Origin of the sequence: Spirillospora sp. NPDC052269 (assembly GCF_040679435.1) — a bacterium.
Taxonomy (GTDB): domain Bacteria; phylum Actinomycetota; class Actinomycetes; order Streptosporangiales; family Streptosporangiaceae; genus Spirillospora.
This window is the reverse complement of the sequence record NZ_JBFAUU010000029.1, coordinates 55,788-76,127: the sequence shown is the minus strand read 5'-3', so window position 1 is coordinate 76,127 and position 20,340 is coordinate 55,788. Positions and strand designations below refer to the sequence as shown.

Sequence of the window (20,340 nt, the reverse complement as noted above, 5' to 3'; positions counted from 1 at the left end):
GATCAGTCCTCGGAGCGGCGGGTGCGGACCGTCTCGTCCTTGCGCGTCCGGACGGTCTTGGTGGACGTGGTGTCGAGGGACATCTCGTCGGCCTTCTCCACGTTCGCCTTCAGCCGGACGGTGCCGGTGGCCGGGTCGAGCACGTCCACGACCTTGCGCAGCGCCGCGGTCACCGCCTCGTTGCCCGCCTCGTCGGCGAGCTTCACGGCGCGCCCGAGCCGGGCGGTCGCGGTGTCGAGGTCGCCGTCCCGGCGGGCGGCCAGGCCCTCCTGGATCACGTCGGCCAGCTCGGACTGCCCGGTGTAGTGCGCCACCCGCGCGTTGATCTTGGTGGAGAGGGCCTCGTCGTCGGTCCACTGCGCGAGGACGTTGCCGGTGGCGAGGACCTGCGCCTCCTGGCCGGGACCGCCCGGCACCACCAGCTTCACCCAGGCCGCGCGCAGCTCCTTGCCGACCTCGCCGGGCGGCACCTCCACGCAGATCTGGTAGTCGCGGTTCTCCGAGCCCCACGCGCCGAGCGGGTAGTCGCCCGCCTGCGGCCCGGCCTCGGCGCGCATGGCCGACAGGTCCGCGACGTTCGGCATGACCTGCTTGACGAACTTCAGCCGCGCGGTCTGCGGCGTCCACACCCGCAGCGCCACGTCCGCGACGGCCTTGCCCATCGCCGCCTCGGTCATCGCGCGGAAGTCGGCGACCAGGTCGGCCGGGTCGGCGACGATGTCCACGGTGCCGAGCAGCGCGTTGGAGACCTTGCGCAGCTCGGCGACCTCCCAGTCGGTGCCGACGCCGCGGCAGTCGCAGACGAACCGTCCCTTGCAGCGGAACAGCACCGCGTCCAGCTCTTCCGGCGACTCGTGCTGGTTCTTGCCGTCGGTCAGCAGGATCGCGTGCCGGACGCCGTCCTGGTACGGGTCGAAGAGCTGGTCGGCCAGCCGCAGCCAGGAGCCGATCGCGGTGCCGCCCCGCGCGGCGAGCCGCTTCAGCTCGGCCTTGGCCGCCGCCCGGTTCCGGTCGTTGGCGGGCACCAGCGTCGCCTGCTGGGGGAACACCATCTGCGCGGTGTTGGACCCGGACACCACCGCGAACATCACGCCGTCCCGGAGGGTGTCCACGGCGGTCTGCGCGGCGGCGATCGCCGAACGCAGCTTGGTGTCGGGGTAGGTCATCGAGCCCGAGGTGTCGATGATGATGACCTCGGCCGCCCGCGTCGCCGGCGCCGCCGCGGCCGTCCCGCCCCCGGCCGACTCGACCGAGACGATGGCGTGCACCTCGCGTCCGCCCTCGGGGAGGAACTTGTTCTGGTCGATCTTGACGGTGAACTGCGGCTGGTCGCTCATCGGGCCTGCTCCGTGCTCGGGGCGGCCGCCATCGGGAGCACGGCCACCGTGATGTTGTCGCGTCCGCCCGCGTCCAGGGCGTGGCGCACCAGGATCCTGGCGGCGCCGGTCGGGTCGGCGGCCGGGTCGGCCTGCGCGTTCCGCAGGACGGCCGCCAGGTCGCCGGCGCCGGGGAAGTAGTTCCAGAGGCCGTCGCTGCACACCAGCAGCGTGCCGGGCCGGTCCGGAACGAAGCTGCGCACGTGCGGCCGGACCTCGCCGGCGTCCGCGCCCAGCCAGGCCGTGATGACGTGCGCGTTCGGGTGCGCCTCGGCCTCCGCCTCGGTGAGCGCGCCGGACGCGACCATGAACGCGGCCCACGAGTCGTCGTCGGTCATCCGCCGGGACGGTCCGAGCGGGAGCTTGTCGGCGTCCGGGGAGGTCGCGTTCGGGTCGCCCCGGAGGTCGGCGGTCACGGCCGCCGAGTTCAGCTCCCCGGTGTCGGCGAGGTCCCCCGTGCCGGACGTGTCGGTCTCGCTCAGCCAGTACGCGCGGCTGTCGCCGACCCAGCCCACGGTCACGCCGTCCGGGCCGGTCACCGCGGCGACGAACGTGCAGGACGGCGCGGCCTCCGGGGACTCGGCGAGGCCGGTGACGGCCACGAGAGCCTTCTGCACCGCCGCCCGCACCGCCTCTCCCGGCGCCGTGCCCGCCCCCACCGCCGTGGCGATCTCGGACGCGGCGGTGTCGGCGGCCGCGCGGGACGCGGTCTCCGGACGCGGCGACGACCCGACCCCGTCGCACACCACCGCCGCCACACCGGTGTTGTGCAGGGCGATCGCGAACGCGTCCTCGTTGCGCGCGTACCGCTTGCCCCGGTCGCTCACCCCCGCCACCGGGCCGCCCGGCGTCGCGAGCTCGACCTCCAGGTGGTCGCGGTCGGCGGGCTGCTTCATCCCGCAGTGCTCGCAGTAGCCCTCGCCGTCGACGGCGGCCTCGCCGCAGCCGACGCACCGGGGCTTGCCGGACGGGCGTGGGGCGCCGTTCCCGGGCCGTCCCGCGATCAGCTGGCGGCCGCAGTTCTCGCAGAACGCCTCGCCCGGGTACACGACCACGCCGCATTTCGGACAGGCCAGTTCGGCGGGCTTCACCGCGTTCTGCTCCCTTCCGGTCGGGTTCATGCCGGTCAGCCGTCCAGGGGGCGGCTCCATGCGGGTCGGCTCCCTCCGCGCGGCGGCGTCCTCCGCGTTCGCTTCTCCCGCGCCCATGCCCCAGGCGCCCTCACCCGTGGACGATCCGTTCGCGGCGGTCTCGTTCGCTTCCACAGCGGTGTCGTTGCCCTCCCCGTTCATGTCCCCGTTCTCGTTTCCGTTCACAGCAGCGTCCGCGGACGGACGGCGTTGGCGGCGTCGACGAGCAGCCGCTTCTCCTCACGGTCCCGGGTGAGGCGGGCGAGCGCCCGGTAGGTCCCTTCCAGATGGCGGCGCAGCGGCTGCTCGGCCAGCGGCACGCCGAAGACGTCACCGCCCTGGGGCGGCGCGGGCACCCCGCCCGGAGCCCGCCCGCGCATCGTCCAGTCGAGGGCGGCCTCCAGCACCTCGGCGGTCAGCAGGTCGCGGCGCTCCCCGGTCAGGTCGAGCCGCTCCAGCCGCCGCGCGGCGCTGATCAGGTCGCCCGGGTTCAGCTGTGCGGCGTCCCGACCCCGCACGGCGACGCCGACGGCCGCGATCTGCGCCGGGACGAACCGGATCGACGTCGCCGGGACCGAGTCGAGCACCCCGACCGCGCCCGGACGGTCGTTCGCGGCGAGCTTCAGCCGCGCCAGTCCGAAGGCGGCGTTGATGTGGCTCCGGTCGGTGCGCCAGACCGTCTCGTAGAGGCGCGCCGCGCCCTGCGGGAAGCGGTGCTCCCGGCACGCGGCGAGCGCCATCTTCGGCGCGAGCTCGCCGGGCATCAGCGAGTAGAGCCGGTCGAACGCGGCGTCGGCGGGCTCGATCCGGCCCGCCGCGAGCAGCGCGACCGCCCGGTACCACTCGATCCGCCAGTCGTGCGGACGCTCGGCCGCGACCTCCCGCAGCAGGTCCTCGGCCCGGTCCGGCCGGCCCAGCTCGATCCGGACGCGCGCCAGGGTCAGCTTCACCTCGGGCGTGCGGACGGGCGCCGCCTCGATCGCCGCGGCGAGCTGCTCGGGCTCCAGCGCGGTGAGGCCCGCGAGGAAACCGGCCGCCGGGTCCGTGCCGTCCACCAGGGGGGCGGGCAGGGAGACGGCGAGCTGCGCGGGGGTGAGCGCGGGCAGCGCGGGGGCGAGCGTGTCGCCGGCCGCCGCCGCGTCGGCGGCGTCGCCGGACGCGAACCGCTCCGGCCCGAACAGCCCGGACGGGGCCTGCCGCGGGTGCCCGTCCTCGGCGGCGAGCACCTCGCGCAGCACGCCGAGGAGCTGGTCGGCCATCTCCTCGGCGTCCTGGAACCGCTGCTCCGGGTCGAGGTGCGTGGCGCGGCGCAGCAGCCGGTCGAACGACTCGTACGCGGCCAGCAGCGGGACGTCCGCGCGCGGCGGGATCCGGTCGCTGAACTCGCTCGTGTAGCCCTTGAACGGGAACGTCATCACGGCCAGCGCCCGGCCGACGGTGTACAGGTCGGAGGTGACGGACGGGCCCCGCTCGGCGATCTCCGGCGCCTGGTAGCCGACCGTGCCGTAGATCGCGCCGTCCTGGTCGTCCAGCCGGCGGACGCCGCCGAGGTCGATCAGCCGCAGCTGCTCCTCGGACTGGATCACGTTGTCCGGCTTGAAATCGCAGTACACCAGCCCGCGCGCGTGCAGGTAGGAGAACGCGTGCAGCACCTCGAGCGCGTACGCGATCGCCTGCGCCGGGGGGAGCCCGTCCTTGTTCACCGTGTTGCGGTGATCTAGGAGGATGTCCTTCAGCGACTTGCCGCCGACGTACTCCATGACGATGTACTCGTCACCGGCGTGCTCGACGAAGTTGTAGATCTTGACGATGTTGGGGTGCTCGACCGTCGCGAGGAACTCCCGCTCGGCCTCCGCCGCCTCGCGCGCGTCCGCGTCGCCGGTGTTCAGCAGGCCCTTCAGCACCACCCAGCGGCCGTTGACCCGGTGGTCGCGGGCGAGGTAGATCCAGCCGAGGCCGCCGTGCGCCAGGCAGCCGAGCACCTCGTACTGCTGGTGCACCATGTCGCCGGGCTTGAGCTTCGGCGTGAACGAGAACGCGTGGCCGCACTTGGGGCAGAAGCCCTCGGTGCGTCCGGGCCGGTCGCCCCGGCTGCGGCCGACCTTCTCGCCGCAGCTGCCGCAGTTCCGCCGGTTCTCCGGGACCTCCGGGTTCGGCCGGACGGCGGTCGCCGGGTCCCGGTACGGGACGCGCGGCACCTCGACCAGGCCCGACCCGAGCTGCCCGCGCCGCCCGGACGAGCGGGTGCCGCCGCTGCCGGTGCTGCCCGTCCCGACGCTTCCGGTCATCACGCTGCCGGACGCGAAGCTCCCGGTCGGCGCGCTCGGCCGCGTCACCGGCGCGGACCCGGACGGCCCGGAACCGGACGTCGCGGGAGCGGGAACGGGGGCCTGCTCGGCCGCGTTGCCGCAGACGTCGCAGTAGCCGTCCTGGATGGTGCCGTCGCAGCCGGGCTGCGTGCACTTCCCCGGACCGGCGGCCTGCGCGCCGGCGGGCTGCTGTTGCATCCCGTTCGGCGGCTGTTGTCCGGTCGAGGGCGGCGTGCCTTGCGAGGGGGGCATGCCACATATGACGCAGTAACCGTCCTCGACGTTTCCGGCGCAGCCGGGCTGCGTGCACGGGATCATCGATCGGCTCCCTTCGCTCGCGAGTTGACGGCCTGCTGGTACCCCGACAAAGCCACGGTCGCGGCACGCAGGTCGCAGGGGCACGTCCAGAGCAGCTCGCGGGTCCGCTCGTGGATCGTCATGAGTTCGGCGTCCTCGGCCAGGCCCAGCCGGGCGGCCTTGACGCGGTAGGCGGCCAGCCGGCCGCGCAGTTCTTCGCGGCGCTCCAGCAACCCGATGGCGAGTTCCCGTTCGCTCTGCGCGCGGGCGCGCGCTTCGGTGGCGGCACGTTCCAGGTCGGCGAGGCGCTCGGCCAGCTCGTCCCAGCGTCCGGTGGAGGGCAGGCCGCGCAGCGCGGCGAGCCGGTCGCTGAGCGCGCCCGCCAGATCGGACGGCTCGGAAAGCCCGGTCGAGGCGATTTTCTCCAGAGCCTCCGCGTGCGCGCGCAAGGCCGCCTCGTGCGCGCGACGCACCTCGTCGATGAGGCTTTCGGCGGCGGAGAGACGTCCGGCATAGCCTTCGCGGAGCCGCATGGCCTCCTGGAGGCGCGCGGCGACCTCGCCCAACCGGTTGGCGAGCGTGGTCAGGACGGACGTGTCCGGGCCGCCCCTCCTCACCAGCGACAGCGGATCGGACCGGACGACGCGTCCGGCCTCCGCCACCTCGCGGCCCAGGCCGTCCACTTCAGTGGTGGACGCCTCCAGCGCCGCGGCGAGCGCGGCGGCCTCACGGTGCCGGGTCTCGGCGGCCTCCAACGCGGGCAGCAGCGCCGCCCACGCCGCGTCCACGGCGGCCACGTCCCGCGTGATCTCGTCGTACAGGCCCGTCATCCGCCGGACGGTCGCCGGCAGCGTCAGGCGCTCCGGACCCGGCCCGCCCAGCAGGCCGCGCTTCTCCAGCGGCACGTGCTCGGCCTCGAGCTCGACGGACCGGCCGTCCAGCAGCCGGGTCAGCTCGGCGAGCTCCGGCGCCTTCGGACGGGCATGGCGCGCGCGCAGCTCCTCGGCCGCCGAGAGCGCGCCCTGGTACCGGTCGAACAGCAGCCACAGCCGGGCCATCCGGTCGGCCACCCGCGCCTGGAGCTCCGCGCTCGCGCCGGACATCGCCGCGCCCTCCAGCATGCGGCGTCCGGGATGCCCGTCGAGGTCGAGCAGGCCCGCGCTGATGCGCTCCCGCTCGTCCCTCAGGCGCGCGAGGGCCCCGTCCGCCTCTTCCCTTGTCATGAGCCGACCGAGCCCCGCGTCAGCCAACGCGGCTCCCCAGCAAACCCATGATCGCCCCCGCCATCCCAGGAAAAAGGTGCCGTTTTGAGGGATCAGTGTTCACCATGCGCGTGGACACCTCAAGGGGAGGACCGGCCGGTGCCGGACGACGGCCGGACGAGCCCGCGAAAATGTCGGTGCTCGAACATATAATCGAACCATGGCGAACGTCGTGATCCCCAGTTCCGGCCGGACCTCCACCGGTCCCGCCGCCGACGCGCTCTTCGAGGCCCCCGAGCCCACCCTGACCGCCGCCGAGATCGCCTCCCTCGCGCTCTCCCTGGCCCACCTCGGCGCGGGGCCGCAGGCGGCCACCGCCCGCCGCGCCCTCCGCCACCTCATGCCGCCCGGCGCCGACCACGACGAGGTCGTCGCGACCACCCTCGCGACCCTCACCGACCCGCTCTCGGCCACCGTCGCCGACCGCGCCCGCGTGATCGCCGCCGCCATCACCGACCACCGCGTCGTCCGGCTCTGCTACGGCGACGCCGGCGCCCACGTCACCATCCGCGAGGTCGAACCCGTCACCTGCCTCGTCCACCGTGACCACTGGTACCTGGTCGGCTGGTGCCGCCTCCGCCGCGGCGTCCGCGCCTTCCGCTTCGACCGCATCCTCGCCGTCGAGTCCACCGGCATGCCCGCCCGCCCCCGCCGCGCCGACCGCTACCTCCCCTTCCAGCGTCGTCGCAGTGGTTGATTGAGCCCCGGCTCCGCGTCCTCGCCTAGCGGCTCGGACGCGGCCCGGATGCTCATGCGAGCGCGGCATCGCTTCGCGATCAACCGCGCGGGGCTCGCCTTCGGCGTTGCCCCGCGCGGTTGGTAGCGCGCTCGCGTGTGGCTGAGGTCGTCCAACGGGCGCCGCCAGGTCTTGTCCTCGTGGGCGCGTCGGCGGAGTGCGCATGCCAACGCGGGTCAGGAGGTCTTCCCTGCGCGCGTGAGTGAGGCGAGGTCACACGAGCGGGGAGAGACCCGCCCGGGGGCATGTCCTCTGAGGACGGGGCTGCCCGCGGGCACGTCCTCGCTCGGGGGCTCGGGCCGTGGTTTGGTCAGCGGGGGAAGGGGCCGGGCTTGGTGGGGGTGGCTGCGGTTCGGGTGAGGGCTCGGGTGAGGCGGGCGAGGGGGGTGCGGCCGCGGTCGGCGGACTGTTCGGCGCGGAGGGTGTCGATGATCTCCTGGACGGACTTGCGGGCGAGGTCGCGGACCTCGGTGACGGCGAGGTCGTCGTGTTCGCGGCCCTGCCAGGCAGTGGTGTCGATCGGAGCGCCGAAGCGGAAGTAGAGGCGTTCGGGGCGGGGGACGAGGGTGGGGCCGATGCCGCGCGCGAGCGGCATCATGAAGTCGTCCCGGCCCTTGGCGCGGTCGCCGAGGACGGAGCGGGCGAGTCCGCGGGCGGGCGCCAGCAGGCGGCTGTCGGCGTCGAGGACGGTCGTGAACATCTCCTCGGCGCCGACCGAGCCGAACGGGACGATCGGGCAGCCCGCCTCGACGGCCAGCCGGGCGAAGCCGAGGCGCCGCTCCCACTGCAGCCGGTAGCGCTCGTGCCGGGCGCGGGCGGCCTCGCGGGCGCCGCCGGGGAAGACGACGACCATGTGGCCCGCGTCCAGCAGGGCGCGGCAGTTGTCGCGGGTGCCGTCCACCGAGCCGCCGGCGTCCATGATCCGGCGCCAGCCGGGGATGAGCCAGTGCGCGTGGTCGGCGAGCGAGCGCACCCACACGCCGCGCCGCCGGTGGATCTCGAAGAAGATCAGCGGCGCGTCGACCACGCCGTACAGGGTGTGGTTGCCGACGAGCAGCGCGGGGCCGTTCTCGGGCAGGTTCTCCAGGCCGTGGAAGACGGGGGAGGTCCAGGCGCGCCACGGACGCAGCGCGAGGTCGGCCGCACGGATCAGGTGGTCGGACGGCGGGGTCCACTCGGCAAGGGGGGCCATGCCGCGCATGCTAGGCGACGCGGTCGCCGCCGGAAGTGGGGTCGCCGCCAGAAGATCCTGGTGTCAGAGGAGGCCGGCGTACTCGCCGCCGTCGACGGTGATGGCGCTGCCGGTGACGAACTTGGCCTGCTGCGAGCACAGGAAGGCGACGAACGCGCCGAAGTCGGCCGGGTCGCCGACGGTGCCGGTGGGGATCTCGTTGGCGACCGCGTCCCAGTCGCCGCCGCGCAGCGTGCGCAGCCGCTCGGTCGCGTGGTAGCCGGGCTGGAGCGAGTTGACGGTCACGCCGTCCTTGGCGACCTCGAGCGCGAGCGTCTTGAGGAAGCCGGTCGCTCCGGCGCGCGCGGTGTTGGACAGGATCAGCGTCGGGATCGGCTGCCGCACCGAGATCGAGGTGATCGCGACGACGCGTCCCCAGCCCTGCTGCTGCATGGCGGGGACGGCGGCCTTGCACATCGCGACGACCGACATCAGGTTCAGGTCGAGCGCGGGGGTGTAGGCGTCCAGCGGAGTGGACGCGAAGCTGCCCGGCGGCGGGCCGCCCGCGTTGGTGATCAGGATGTCGACGCCGCCGAGCACGTCCTGCGCCTCGCGGACGAACGCGGTCGCGCCCTCGGGCGTGGCCACGTCGGCGAGCACCGGGTACGCGCGGTCGCCGAGCCGTTTGGCGGCGACGGTCAGCCGGTCGCGGTCGCGCCCGCAGATCGCGACGACCGCGCCCTCCGCGATCAGCGCCCGCGCCGCCTCGAAACCGAGTCCGCTGCTCGCCGCGGCCACGGCGGCGCGGCGTCCGTCCAGTCCTAGCTCCACTCTCCGAAGATTAGCGCGCGCCGTCCGGAAAGCCTTGCCGCGGGGGCTCCCTGGCGGGTCCGATGGCGCGATCCGGCGGAAGTCAAAGGGTTTGCGGCACTCGTTAGGTCCGCGAACTGATGCTCAGGTGAGATGTTGCGGAAATCACCATCCCGCTTTGGGTTTGCCTTGAAGGGGTGGGGGTGCCTGCGCAGGTCAGAGTGGGTGCTGATAGCCTTCTGGCGCTTTAATTTCAGGTTGACCGTCCCCGCCGGGGTTGTAGTTGTTTTCGTCCCGCCCAAGCGTGGAAGATCTTCTCCCGGGGGCAGTGTGTATCGGGGGGATTGATGGCGGAGGAAAATTCCTATGAACCGGTGCATTCCGACAAGGAACTCGGAATGGGCCGGAAGATCAGCCGACGCGACTTCATGGACGGCATGGCGGTCGCGGTCGGCGGCGCGGTGGCCGCGGGGGCGCTCTCGGGGTGCTCGGCGGGCTCGTGGGGCGGCATCCACAACGAGGTGGTGAACCCGCCGGACGGCTGGAACTACGCCGGCGCGGGCAACCGCTCCTATCCGCCCGCCATGACCGGACTCCGCGGCAGCACCAACCCGGCGATGCGCGTCCCGCACGAGCTGCGCGACGGCATCTACTGGGCCGGGGGCAAGTCCGTCGAGGACACCGGGGAGCGCTACGACCTCATCGTGGTCGGCGCGGGCATCAGCGGCCTGTCGGCGGCGCACTTCTACAAGCAGAAGAAGCCCGACGCCAAGATCCTCATCCTGGACAACCACGACGAGTTCGGCGGGCACGCGCGCCGCAACGAGTTCCAGGCCGACGGGAAGCCGCTGATCGGGTACGGCGGCTCGCAGTCCATCGAGGCGCCCTCGGTGTGGAGCCCGGTGGCCAAGAAGCTGCTCTCCGACCTGGGCGTCCAGCTGAAGAAGTTCGACACCTACTACGACCAGAACTTCAACAAGAAGTGGAAGCTGAACGACTCGGAGTTCTTCACCCGGGACCTGTTCAACCACGACCACCTCGCGGTCATGGACAACGACACCCAGACCGCCAAGACCCTCGCGGGCGCCCCGATGAGCGAGCAGGCCAAGGCGGCCTTCCTCGCGATGCAGGACAAGCCCGGCGACTACATGGCGGGCATGACGCCCGACCAGAAGAAGCTGAAGCTCGTCGACCTGACCTACAAGGAGTACCTGCGGGACTACGCCAAGATGCCGGCGGAGGTGCTCAACTACCTCCAGACCTACACCAGCGACGAGTGGGGCTTCGGCATCGACGCGTTCGGCGCCCTCGACTCGTGGGCGCTGGAGTACCCGGGCTTCGCCGGCCTGAAGGTGGACCGGGGCAAGCAGCCCTACCGGTACTGCGGTCCCACGATCCAGATCCAGTGGAACGAGGACGACCCGTACATCTACCACTTCCCCGACGGCAACTACGGGCTCTGCAAGCTGATGATCGGGCAGCTCATCCCGAACACCGGCGCGCCGGAGAGCTTCAACGCCGAGCCGCTCGCCCGGATCGACTACAGCAAACTGGACGTGGCGGGCAACGACGTCCGGCTGCGGCTGAACGCGCCGGCCGTCCGGGTGCAGCACAAGAACGGCCTGGTCACCGCGGACGAGGTGGAGGTCGACTTCGACCGCGGCGGCAAGGTGTACCGGGCCCACGCGAACCACGTGATCATGGCCTGCTACAACACCATGATCCCCTACCTCATGCAGGACCTGCCCACCGACCAGAAGCAGAACCTGCTCTACGGGACGAAGCTGCCGATCGTGTACGCGATGGTGCAGCTGCGCAACTGGGAGGCCTGGGAGAAGCTGCGGATCTACCACACCCGCTACACCAGCGGTGACTGGGTGGTCGCCGAGCTGGACTACCCGGTCAGCTTCCCCGACTACCAGTTCTCCAAGGACCCGTCCCAGCCGATCCTGGTGCACATGATCCGGATGGCGACCGCGCCCGGCTTCCGCAACCCGCGCGGCGGGATCGGCCCGGGGCGCCGCGCCCTGTTCGCCCGTCCGTTCTCGTCGTACGAGCGGTCGATCCGCGACCAGCTCACGCGGGTGCTGTCGGCGGGCGGCTTCGACCCGGCCAAGGACATCCAGGCCATCACGGTCAACCGCTGGGGCCACGGCTACGCGCTGGAGTACGGCCGCCCGTGGGCGACGTTCTGGCCGGACGGCCCGCTGCCCGCCGTCCTGGGCCGCCGTCCCTTCGGGCGGGTCACGATCGCCAACTCCGACTCGGAGAACCGCGCCTACGCCGACGCCGCGATCGACGCGGCCTGGCGTGCCGTCAACCAGATGGCGTGACGCTCGTGTGAAGCGAACGGCCGGTGACGCGACGCGTCACCGGCCGTTGCCTTGCGGTCACCGCGTCAGGAGCGTTCCCAGCGGACCGACGACAGGGCGAGCAGCGCGACGTGCAGGGACGCGCACGACTCCACGTCGTCCAGGTCGGCGTTGAGGACGCGTTCGATGCGCCGCAGCCGTTCGTAGAACGCCGGACGCGACAGGTGGGCGCGCTGCGCGGCGACGGCCTTGTTGCGGCCGGACTCCAGGTACAGCTCCAGGATGCGGGTCAGGTCGCTGCCGCGCTGGGCGTCGTACTCCAGGATCGGGCCGAGCTCGCGTTCGACGAAGGTCTGCAGGCGCGCGTCGTCCCGCATGAGGTGGAGCAGGCCGCGCAGGCGCAGGTCGGGCAGCCGGTAGAAGAGCCGTCCGGGGGCGGACGAGGAGCGGGCGGCGACGTCGGCGACCTGCTCGGCCTCCAGGAACGAGCGGCGGACGTCCCGGATCGACTCGACCACCGACCCCGCGGCCATCACGTAGTCGGCCTCGGACTGCTTGCGGATGCGGGTGCCCATGTCGTTCAGTGCGGTCTCGGCGTCGGCGCGGGCGGGCAGCGAGGCGAGCACGCCGACGCGGGCGTGCGGACCGCCTTCGTCGAGCACGCCGACGAGCGCGGAGAGCCGGGCGTCCTTGCAGGCGGCGGCGGCCGTCTCGGCGAGCTCGGCGAGTTCCCCGGCGACGACCGGCGAGGTCGGCGAGGACGAGGTGCGGGGCCGCAGGACGACGCCGAGCAGTCGGCGGCCGGACAGCGGGACGCCGAGGGCGCGGGCGCGCGCGGCGGCCTCCTGCGGGTCGGAGTAGGAGTGCGCGAGGATCCGGGCGATGATCGTCCGGTGGGCCTGGCGCTCCACCGACTCGGCGTGCCGGTCGAGCAGCCGGCCGAGCGCGAGCGTGGTGGCGGCGCGCTCGATCAGGACGGTCTCGCGCGGGGTGGGCGGGCGGCCGAGGGTGATGATCAGCCGTCCCCAGTCCTCGCCGCGGGCGCCGACCGTGGTGACCAGCCAGCCGGACGCCTCCTCGAACGCCGTGCGGTTGCGCGGCCGGACGGCCCGGGACCGGGTCTCCCACGCCGACAGCAGCTCGGCCGGGTCGCGGGGGCCGGAGTCCATCGCGAGCACCTGGTGGGCGAGGTTCTCCAGCACGACCGCGTGCCCGCACAGCGCGACGACCTGCCGGACGACCTCCTCGGTGGACGCGCCCTCCACCGACAGCTGGGTGAAGATCTCGTGCAGCTGCTCGGACGCGCGCAGCTCGGCGAACTGGTCCTGCAGGATGCGGGCGTGCACGGACTCGGTGATGTCGACGAACGCGGGCTCGTGGGCCAGGACGATGACGGGCAGGCCGTGCTCCTCGGCGGCGGCGAGCAGCGACGCGGGCAGCTCGGCGGCGTACCGCCGGCCCAGCTCGACCATCAGTCCGGACACCCCGACCTCGGCGAGCTCGGAGATGTAGACGCGCAGCCGCTCCGGCTCGTCCGGGAGGGCGATGCCGGTGGTGAGGACCAGCTCGCCGCCGTGCAGCAGGTGGGCGATGTCGGCGACCTCGGCGACGTGCACCCAGCGCACGAGGTTGCCGAGGCGGTCGGCGCCCGCGACCACTCTGGGCTGGCCTCGGCGGACCGCCTCCAGCTGGAGGACATCGGCGACGGTGGGAAGCATCGAGCCCGATGGTATCCGACACTGTGTCAGGACGATTCGCCCGGCCCCTTACACGCTGTCGGGATCTGGCATCGCCCGAAGGTGCGGAATCCCTGATAGAGGCCCCGTATCGACTGCGGATATCGTGACAATCCGCCTGCCAGGACGTCAATACTTCGCCGTGCATGTTGACACTGTGCGGGTAGCAGAGCCGCCCGGCCCCGCCCGAGGATGAAGACATGTCCGAACACGCCTCGCTTCTCCAGCGCCACCGCGCCGTCATGCCGTCGTGGCTCGCGCTCAACTACGCGCACCCGATCGAGCTCGTCTCCGGCAAGGGCAGCCGCGTGACCGACGCCGAGGGCTCCACCTACCTGGACTTCTTCGTCGGCATCCTGACGAACATGATCGGCTACGACGTGCCGGAGGTGCGCGAGGCGGTCGAGCGGCAACTCGCCACCGGTGTCGTGCACACCTCCACCGCCTACCTGCTGCGCGGGCAGGTCGAGCTGGCCGAGAAGATCGCCCGGCTCTCCGGCATTCCGGACGCCAAGGTCTTCTTCACCAACTCCGGCACCGAGGCGAACGAGACGGCGCTGCTCCTCGCCACCTACGCGCGCAAGACCGACCAGGTCCTCGCGATGCGGCAGAGCTACCACGGCCGGTCCTTCGGCGCCGTCGGCGTCACCTCGAACCGGGCCTGGAAGAACAACTCCTACTCGCCGCTGAACACCCACTTCCTGCACGGCGCGGACCGCCACCTGCCCCAGTTCAAGGGCATGTCGGACGCCGAGTACATCGAGGCGTGCGTCGCCGACCTGCGGCACGTCCTCGCGACGGCGACCGGTGGCGACGTCGCGGCGCTCATCGCCGAGCCGATCCAGGGCGTCGGCGGGTTCACCGCCGCCCCCGACGGGCTGTTCGCCGCGTACAGGGAGGTCCTGGACGAGCAGGGCATCCTGTTCATCTCGGACGAGGTGCAGACGGGCTGGGGCCGCACCGGCGACAGCTTCTTCGGCATCGGCAACCACGGCGTGACGCCGGACATCATGACCTTCGCCAAGGGCCTCGGCAACGGCTTCGCCGTCGGCGGCGTCGTCGCCCGCGGCGACCTGATGGACAACCTGCACGCGGTCGGCCTGGCCACCTTCGGCGGCAACCCGGTCTCGATGGCCGCCGCCAACGCCACGCTCGACTACGTCCTGGACCACGACCTGCAGGCCAACGCCAAGAAGCAGGGCGCGACCATCATCGGCGGCCTCGAGGAGGCCGCGCCGCGCTTCCCGATCGTCAAGGAGATCCGCGGCCGCGGCCTGATGTTCGCGATCGAGTTCGCCGACCCGGAGACCGGTGCGCCGAGCCCCGAGCTCGCCACCGCCGTCATGGAGGCGACCCGCGAGCGCGGCCTGCTGGTCGGCAAGGGCGGCCTGTACGGCAACACCGTCCGGATGGCGCCGCCGCTGACCCTCTCCGACGCCGAGGCCGCCGAGGGCCTGGGCATCCTGATCGACTCCCTTGAAACCGTGAACGGGGCCCGCAAGTGAGCAAGCACGTCACCCACTGGATCAACGGCAAGCCCTTCGAGGGCTCCGCCGAGCGGCAGGGCGAGATCTTCGACCCCGCGCTCGGTGAGGTCGCGGGAAGTGTCGACTTCGCCTCGTCCGCCGAGGTGGACGCCGCCGTCGCCGCCGCGAAGGCCGCCTTCCCGGGCTGGCGCGACACGTCCCTGTCGAAGCGCACCGCGATCCTGTTCCGGTTCCGCGAGCTCGTCCACCGGCACAGGGACGAGCTGGCCCGCCTGATCTCCGCCGAGCACGGCAAGGTCGTGTCGGACGCGGCGGGCGAGGTCGCCCGCGGCCTGGAGGTCGTCGAGTTCGCGTGCGGGATCCCGCACCTGCTCAAGGGCGGCTTCTCGGAGAACGTGTCCTCGAAGGTGGACGCGTACTCGATCCTGCAGCCGGTCGGCGTGTGCGCCGGGATCACCCCGTTCAACTTCCCGGCCATGGTGCCGATGTGGATGTTCCCGGTGGCGATCGCCTGCGGCAACACCTTCGTGCTCAAGCCGTCGGAGAAGGACCCGTCCGCGTCGGTCCGGATCGCCGAGCTGTGGGCCGAGGCCGGGCTGCCGGACGGTGTGTTCAACGTCGTCCACGGCGACAAGGCCGCGGTGGACGGCCTGCTCGAGCACCCCGACGTCAAGGCGGTCAGCTTCGTCGGCTCGACCCCGATCGCGCGGTACATCTACGAGACGGCGGCCCGCAACGGCAAGCGCGTGCAGGCCCTCGGCGGCGCGAAGAACCACATGGTCGTGCTGCCGGACGCCGACCTCGACCTGGCCGCCGACGCGGCCGTCTCGGCGGGCTTCGGCTCGGCCGGCGAGCGCTGCATGGCGATCTCGGTCGTCGTCGCGGTCGACCCGGTCGGGGACGAGCTGCTCGCCAAGATCAAGGAGCGCGTCGCCAAGCTGAGGATCGGCCCGGGGGACGACCCCGAGTCGGAGATGGGCCCGCTGGTCACCCGCGCGCACCGGGACAAGGTCGCGTCGTACCTGGACAGCGGCGTGGCGCAGGGCGCGACCCTGGCGATCGACGGCCGCGAGACGCCGGTGCTCGGCGGCGGCGCGGACGGCTTCTGGCTCGGCCCGACCGTCCTCGACCACGTCACCGCGGACATGGACTGCTACAAGGACGAGATCTTCGGTCCCGTCCTGACCGTCGCCCGCGTCGACTCCTATGACGAGGCGATGGGCCTGCTTGCGGACAACCCGTACGGCAACGGCACGGCGATCTTCACCAACGACGGCGGGGCGGCGCGCCGCTTCCAGAACGAGGTGGAGGTCGGCATGGTCGGCATCAACGTGCCGATCCCCGTGCCGATGGCGTACTACTCCTTCGGCGGCTGGAAGGCGTCGCTGTTCGGCGACAGCCACGCCCACGGCATGGAGGGCGTCCACTTCTACACCCGCACGAAGGCGGTCACGGCTCGCTGGCTGGACCCGTCCCACGGCGGCGTGAACCTGGGCTTCCCCACCAACGGCTAGTCCGAACCCAGTGGTAGACGGCCCCGGCACCGCCGGGGCCGTTCCCGTTCCGGGGAGCGAACGCGAGGGCCGCCGCCAGGCACGCGAACGGCAGGACGGGCATGACGTACCGGTAGTCGAAGTCGGCCGTCGCGATCGGGAACACCAGCAGCGTCGCGGCCGTGCCGAGGGCCAGGAAGGCCGTCCGGCCGCGCCGCAGCACCGCGACCGCGCCCACCGCGAAGACCGCGCCGAGCGCCGGTCCCGGCAGGTAGACGTGGTTCTGGTAGGCCATCATGCGCTGCGCCTCGGGCGAGTTCACCCGGCTTGGGACGCCGTTGTCGGTGTAGGTGAGGATGTCGCCCAACGCCGTCCCGCCATGGCCGCTCCAGCCGCGTCCGCCCGGGAAGATCTGCGGACGGTCCCGGAAGTGGTACAGCATCTCGGTCGTGTCGTTCGGGTACGGACGCCGCCGGTTCTCGAACGTGTAGCCGATGCCGCGCAGGACGTCGCTCACGTACGCGCGCGGTTGGGCGAGGACCGCGCCGATCGCGAAGTCGCGCAGCGTCTTGTTCGCTTCGGGGGCGGCCACGAACCGCCAGCGCCGACGCGGCGGGATCGTGCTGATCCAGTCGAGCCGTCCGGGCGGGATGCGCCGCGCCTGGACGCGCCTGGGCAGGCACAGGTCCCGTTCGTCCGCGGGCGGACGGATCTTCGTGCAGGACGCCCAGTTCGCCGTCCGCCCCCAGAGGAAGATGCCGTCGCTGGTCGTCAGCGCGAACGTGCCGTTGACCTGCTGGAACCAGAACGCGTACGAGAGCAGCGGGACGGCCGCCGCGGTCCCGAAGGCCACCGCGGGCCGCCAGCCGCCGCGCCACAGCAGCAGCCCGAGCGGCAGCAGCGGAACGAGCGGCGCGCCTGCCGAGCGCACGATCGTCGCGGCGCTCAGCAACGCTCCGGCGGCGAGCGCCTGCTTCCAGGACGGCCGCGCCCGATCCGTCCCGAGCGGACGCCAGAGCAGCACCGTCATACCCGAGACCAGCAGGAACGTGAACAGCGTCTCCGACATGACCAGGTGCTCGAGCTCGATCTGGTACCCGTCGAACAGCACCGGCAGCGAGGCCAGGACTGCTCCCCATCCGGGCAGTCGGGCCCGACGCAGCAGCGCGTACAGCATCACCGCGACCGCCAGCCCGAGGACGTGCTGCACGAACACGATCAGAAAGAGGCTGTGCGCGGGTCTGAGCAGCCACAACAGCATCGAATAGCCGGTGGTGCGCGTCGGGGAGGGGCGCGGATTGAGCGCGTGCCCGATGTAGAAGTACGAGTCCCCGGTGAACCACAGACCGGACGGATAGGCGCGTAGCGTCGTCCAGCGCAGCGCGGCCGCGCCCAGCAGCGCGACGAGGAACAGCGCGTGCCGCCGCGCGAACGCACGCCACTCCGAAGCACTCCGCGGGACCGCGTGCCGCTCGGGCGTGGACGCACGGCTCCCGGGCCCGGGCGCGCGGGGCTCGGACTCCGGGGGACGCCGGAGGGGTGTCCGCACGGCGGCCTGCCGCAGGGACACTCGGCGCGGAAACGCCCAGATGGCTTGAAAATTCGCGAATTGCCTGCCGGTCGAGCGGCGGCCGCGATCGGTGTCGTCGGTCACAGGACCGTCCACGCTAGGCACGCCCGGTGTCCCCGGGGTTAACGGGGCGCAGCGCCGGGTGGGCGACGTGCGCCGGATCGGCGAAGCCGCAGGTCCGGGCATCGGGAATTTCTGCCGCCCGGATGTTTCCGTCGTCAATTTTCGCCATTCGCGCCCCGACAAATAATAGCTACAAGTATTGACTGGCCCTGTGACCGGGGACACAATCTGAACTGTCCCAATTAATGGGGACGGAATTGAAAAAGGTCACGGCCCGACAGGCGTCTCCGCGTTCGGAACCGCGCCGGCAGGAAGGTCACCCGATGACTGATGACCACTCGGCGGAGGTCGAGGCGCTTTCCCGGCGCTTTCCGGGCTGGACCGTCTGGTTCGGCTCGTTCACCGGCCACTGGTGGGCGCTGCCGCCCCGGCATCTGGACATCGGGGACTTCGTCGAGGCCGAGACCCCGCGCAGGCTCATCGCACGGATCGAGGTGATCCAACACAACGATCACAGGCAGCACCCGCGGACAGGCGGCCCCCCACGGCCGCCCCGCGACCTCCGGCGGGACGCGCGACGCCCCTCGAATCTCCTCCGTCTCGAGGGCGTCACACCGTCGCCGCCTCGCCGGGGACCGGTGACCGCGTGGCCAGGCAGCACTGCAAGGTGATCCGCTGTTCCCCAACCTCGCCACGTCCCCACCGGTGCCGCCGTGCCCCGGGAAAACGGCAGTAGCCCGCGCCATATCCCTCTCCAGCAACCTCCGTGTGTGGCGCGGACGCCAGCACCCACTGCCTCCCGGGTCGCGGCGGTTTCACATTCCCCGAACGCTCCGTCAATGGCACGCGCAAAAGACCGGATAAAGTGCGCCCGCGTGTTCGCTTCGATCGTGGGGAGCGCCGTGGTCCGGGCGTCCCGTCGTAATGGCCGCCCGGAGGCGGCCGATGCGGCGGTAAAGTCTCCCCGACGGCGGACGGGGAGCGGGAGCGACATGCTGCGGTGGACCGGTGCGGACCGGCGTGACGGGCGACGGGCCGGACGGCGGGTCGAGGAGCGGGCGGAGCACTCCGCGCCGCGGGTCCGCCCACGGAGTCGAGGGCGCTTCGGCACGCGCGCGATGGCGGTCGCGCTGACCGCGGGCCTGGCCGCGTCGCTGCTCGCGGCGTGCAGCGGCAAGTCCCACGAGGCCGGGACGGTCCGGATGGCGACCGCGCTCGGCAAGGGCGAGGGCGAGCTGAACCTGGTCACCATGCCCGGCCAGATGGAGAACGGCAGCAGCGACCCCCGGGTCGACTGGGTCACCCCGTTCGAGGAGCGCACCGGCTGCAAGGTCGGCTGGCGGGTCGTCCGCACCCCGCAGGAGGCCCGCGACCTGCTGCACAACAAGGGCCGCCGCTACGACGGCGTCGCCGCCCCGCCCGAGATCGCCGGGCAGCTCGTCGGCGACGGCGACGTGGCCCCGGTCAACCCCGACCTGGTGGACGGCTACCGCAGGCTCGAGCCGAAGCTGCGCACCCTGCTCCGGAGCAAGGACGGCACCAAGTCCTACGCCGTCCCGTTCACCTGGGGCTTCAACCTGATCATGTACGACACCCAGCAGGTGCAGACGCCGACCGGGCTGGGCGGGCTGTTCGACACCGACCAGGTGCGCCGGTACGGCGGCAAGGTCGTCATGCGCGACTCGCCGCTGACCATCTCCGACGCCGCCCTGTACCTGCGGTCCCACCAGCGCTCGCTGAAGATCCGCGACCCGTACTCGCTGACCCCCAGGCAGCTCGACGCCGCCGTCCGGCTGCTGAAGCGGCAGCGTCCGTACGTCGCGCAGTACTGGAGCCAGCCGTCCGACGCGGTCGGCCTGTTCGCGGGCGGCCAGCCGAACCTCGCCGGCCAGGTCACCAACGCGGTGCTGGGCCAGGCGTGGCCCTACCAGGTGGACGTGCTGACCCGCGCGGGCCGTCCGGTGCAGGGCGTCGCGCCGTCCGACGGCGTGTCCGGCTGGATGACCGGATGGATGATCGGCTCCCGCGCCGAGCACCCCAACTGCATGTACCAGTGGCTCCAGTGGACGGCCTCCCCGGACGTCCAGCAGCAGGTGGCCGAGTGGAACGGCGTCGCGCCCGCCAACCCGCAGGCGTGCTCCGGCGACCGTCTCAAGACGGCGTTCTGCAACGCCTACCACGTGGGCGACCGCCAGTTCATCGACCGGGTGCTGTTCGCGCACACCCCGGCGAAGACGTGCGCCAAGGGCGGCGGCGACGGCGGTGACACGGCCTGCACGGACTACACCGAGTGGGTGCGCCGCTGGGACGAGGTGCTGGCCGCCAAGTAGGGCCGGGGCGCCGGCCGCCGAGTGGGGCCGGGGCGAGGGGCGACGCCACGTGGGAGGGGCGGCGCGCCCGACCGCCCCCAGCCGGGCGCGCCCTTACGGGGTGGTCCCGGATCTCCCCCCGAATCTCCGGGTCACCCTCTCCTGGAGAGACCTCCAGTTCCGAGGCGGCCTAGTCGACGGCCGCCGCAGTCGCCGACGCCGGCTCCACCACCGGTCCTTCGGCGTCCGTGTCCCGCTCCCCGTCGTTCCGCGTCGTCC

General features: G+C 72.4%; 13 protein-coding genes. 5 read left to right on the top strand and 8 right to left on the bottom strand.

The genetic code is table 11. The features are described 5' to 3' along the window. Window positions 1-2 precede the first annotated feature (2 nt). From AB0L06_RS40440 to AB0L06_RS40425, 4 genes are all read right to left on the bottom strand, one after another. Window positions 3-1,337 (bottom strand): vWA domain-containing protein, encoded by a 1,335-nt coding sequence (locus AB0L06_RS40440; protein ID WP_500236711.1) that lies wholly within the window; start codon window positions 1,335-1,337, stop codon window positions 3-5. Beyond that, window positions 1,334-2,692 carry a PP2C family protein-serine/threonine phosphatase gene (locus tag AB0L06_RS40435; RefSeq protein ID WP_500236709.1) on the bottom strand — a complete coding sequence of 453 codons (1,359 nt, stop codon included), beginning with the start codon at window positions 2,690-2,692 and terminating at the stop codon, window positions 1,334-1,336. The genes AB0L06_RS40440 and AB0L06_RS40435 overlap by 4 nt, the downstream gene beginning before the upstream one ends. After that, window positions 2,689-5,067: a serine/threonine-protein kinase gene (locus AB0L06_RS40430; protein ID WP_500236707.1), complete on the bottom strand. Its 2,379-nt coding sequence runs from the start codon at window positions 5,065-5,067 to the stop codon at window positions 2,689-2,691. Before AB0L06_RS40430 ends, AB0L06_RS40435 begins: the two co-directional genes overlap by 4 nt. Before the next feature lie 62 nt (window positions 5,068-5,129). Next, the gene (locus tag AB0L06_RS40425) at window positions 5,130-6,335 is read right to left on the bottom strand and encodes a hypothetical protein (protein ID WP_500236706.1); all 1,206 of its coding nucleotides are present in this window, start codon (window positions 6,333-6,335) and stop codon (window positions 5,130-5,132) included. A gap of 199 nt (window positions 6,336-6,534) precedes the next feature. Here AB0L06_RS40425 and AB0L06_RS40420 point away from each other — a divergent pair, with 199 nt between their 5' ends. Next, window positions 6,535-7,071 carry a helix-turn-helix transcriptional regulator gene (locus AB0L06_RS40420; protein WP_500236704.1) on the top strand — a complete coding sequence of 179 codons (537 nt, stop codon included), beginning with the start codon at window positions 6,535-6,537 and terminating at the stop codon, window positions 7,069-7,071. A 349-nt stretch (window positions 7,072-7,420) separates the two neighbouring features. Here AB0L06_RS40420 and AB0L06_RS40415 read toward each other — a convergent pair whose 3' ends face one another. Next, window positions 7,421-8,302: a lysophospholipid acyltransferase family protein gene (locus AB0L06_RS40415; RefSeq protein WP_500236703.1), complete on the bottom strand. Its 882-nt coding sequence runs from the start codon at window positions 8,300-8,302 to the stop codon at window positions 7,421-7,423. Window positions 8,303-8,365: 63 nt separating this feature from the next. After that, complete coding sequence (locus tag AB0L06_RS40410; protein ID WP_500236701.1) at window positions 8,366-9,112, bottom strand: SDR family oxidoreductase; 747 nt, start codon at window positions 9,110-9,112, stop codon at window positions 8,366-8,368. A gap of 377 nt (window positions 9,113-9,489) precedes the next feature. On the opposite strand from AB0L06_RS40410, the gene AB0L06_RS40405 reads away from it, so the two are divergent. Then, complete coding sequence (locus AB0L06_RS40405; RefSeq protein ID WP_500236700.1) at window positions 9,490-11,424, top strand: NAD(P)-binding protein; 1,935 nt, start codon at window positions 9,490-9,492, stop codon at window positions 11,422-11,424. A gap of 65 nt (window positions 11,425-11,489) precedes the next feature. Here AB0L06_RS40405 and AB0L06_RS40400 read toward each other — a convergent pair whose 3' ends face one another. Then, window positions 11,490-13,121 carry a PucR family transcriptional regulator gene (locus AB0L06_RS40400; RefSeq protein ID WP_500236698.1) on the bottom strand — a complete coding sequence of 544 codons (1,632 nt, stop codon included), beginning with the start codon at window positions 13,119-13,121 and terminating at the stop codon, window positions 11,490-11,492. Window positions 13,122-13,339: 218 nt separating this feature from the next. Here AB0L06_RS40400 and AB0L06_RS40395 point away from each other — a divergent pair, with 218 nt between their 5' ends. Next, window positions 13,340-14,644, top strand: coding sequence for an aspartate aminotransferase family protein (locus tag AB0L06_RS40395; protein WP_500236696.1), 1,305 nt, complete (start codon window positions 13,340-13,342; stop codon window positions 14,642-14,644). Continuing rightward, window positions 14,641-16,140 carry a CoA-acylating methylmalonate-semialdehyde dehydrogenase gene (locus tag AB0L06_RS40390; protein ID WP_500236695.1) on the top strand — a complete coding sequence of 500 codons (1,500 nt, stop codon included), beginning with the start codon at window positions 14,641-14,643 and terminating at the stop codon, window positions 16,138-16,140. Before AB0L06_RS40395 ends, AB0L06_RS40390 begins: the two co-directional genes overlap by 4 nt. Here the strand turns inward: AB0L06_RS40390 and AB0L06_RS40385 are convergent. Then, window positions 16,076-17,668, bottom strand: a complete 1,593-nt coding sequence (locus AB0L06_RS40385) for a phospholipid carrier-dependent glycosyltransferase (protein ID WP_500236693.1) — start codon at window positions 17,666-17,668, stop codon at window positions 16,076-16,078. The two genes, AB0L06_RS40390 and AB0L06_RS40385, sit on opposite strands and share 65 nt — an antisense overlap. 1,076 nt (window positions 17,669-18,744) lie before the next feature. On the opposite strand from AB0L06_RS40385, the gene AB0L06_RS40380 reads away from it, so the two are divergent. Beyond that, the gene (locus AB0L06_RS40380; RefSeq protein WP_500236692.1) at window positions 18,745-20,082 is read left to right on the top strand and encodes an extracellular solute-binding protein; all 1,338 of its coding nucleotides are present in this window, start codon (window positions 18,745-18,747) and stop codon (window positions 20,080-20,082) included. Window positions 20,083-20,340: the final 258 nt, after the last annotated feature.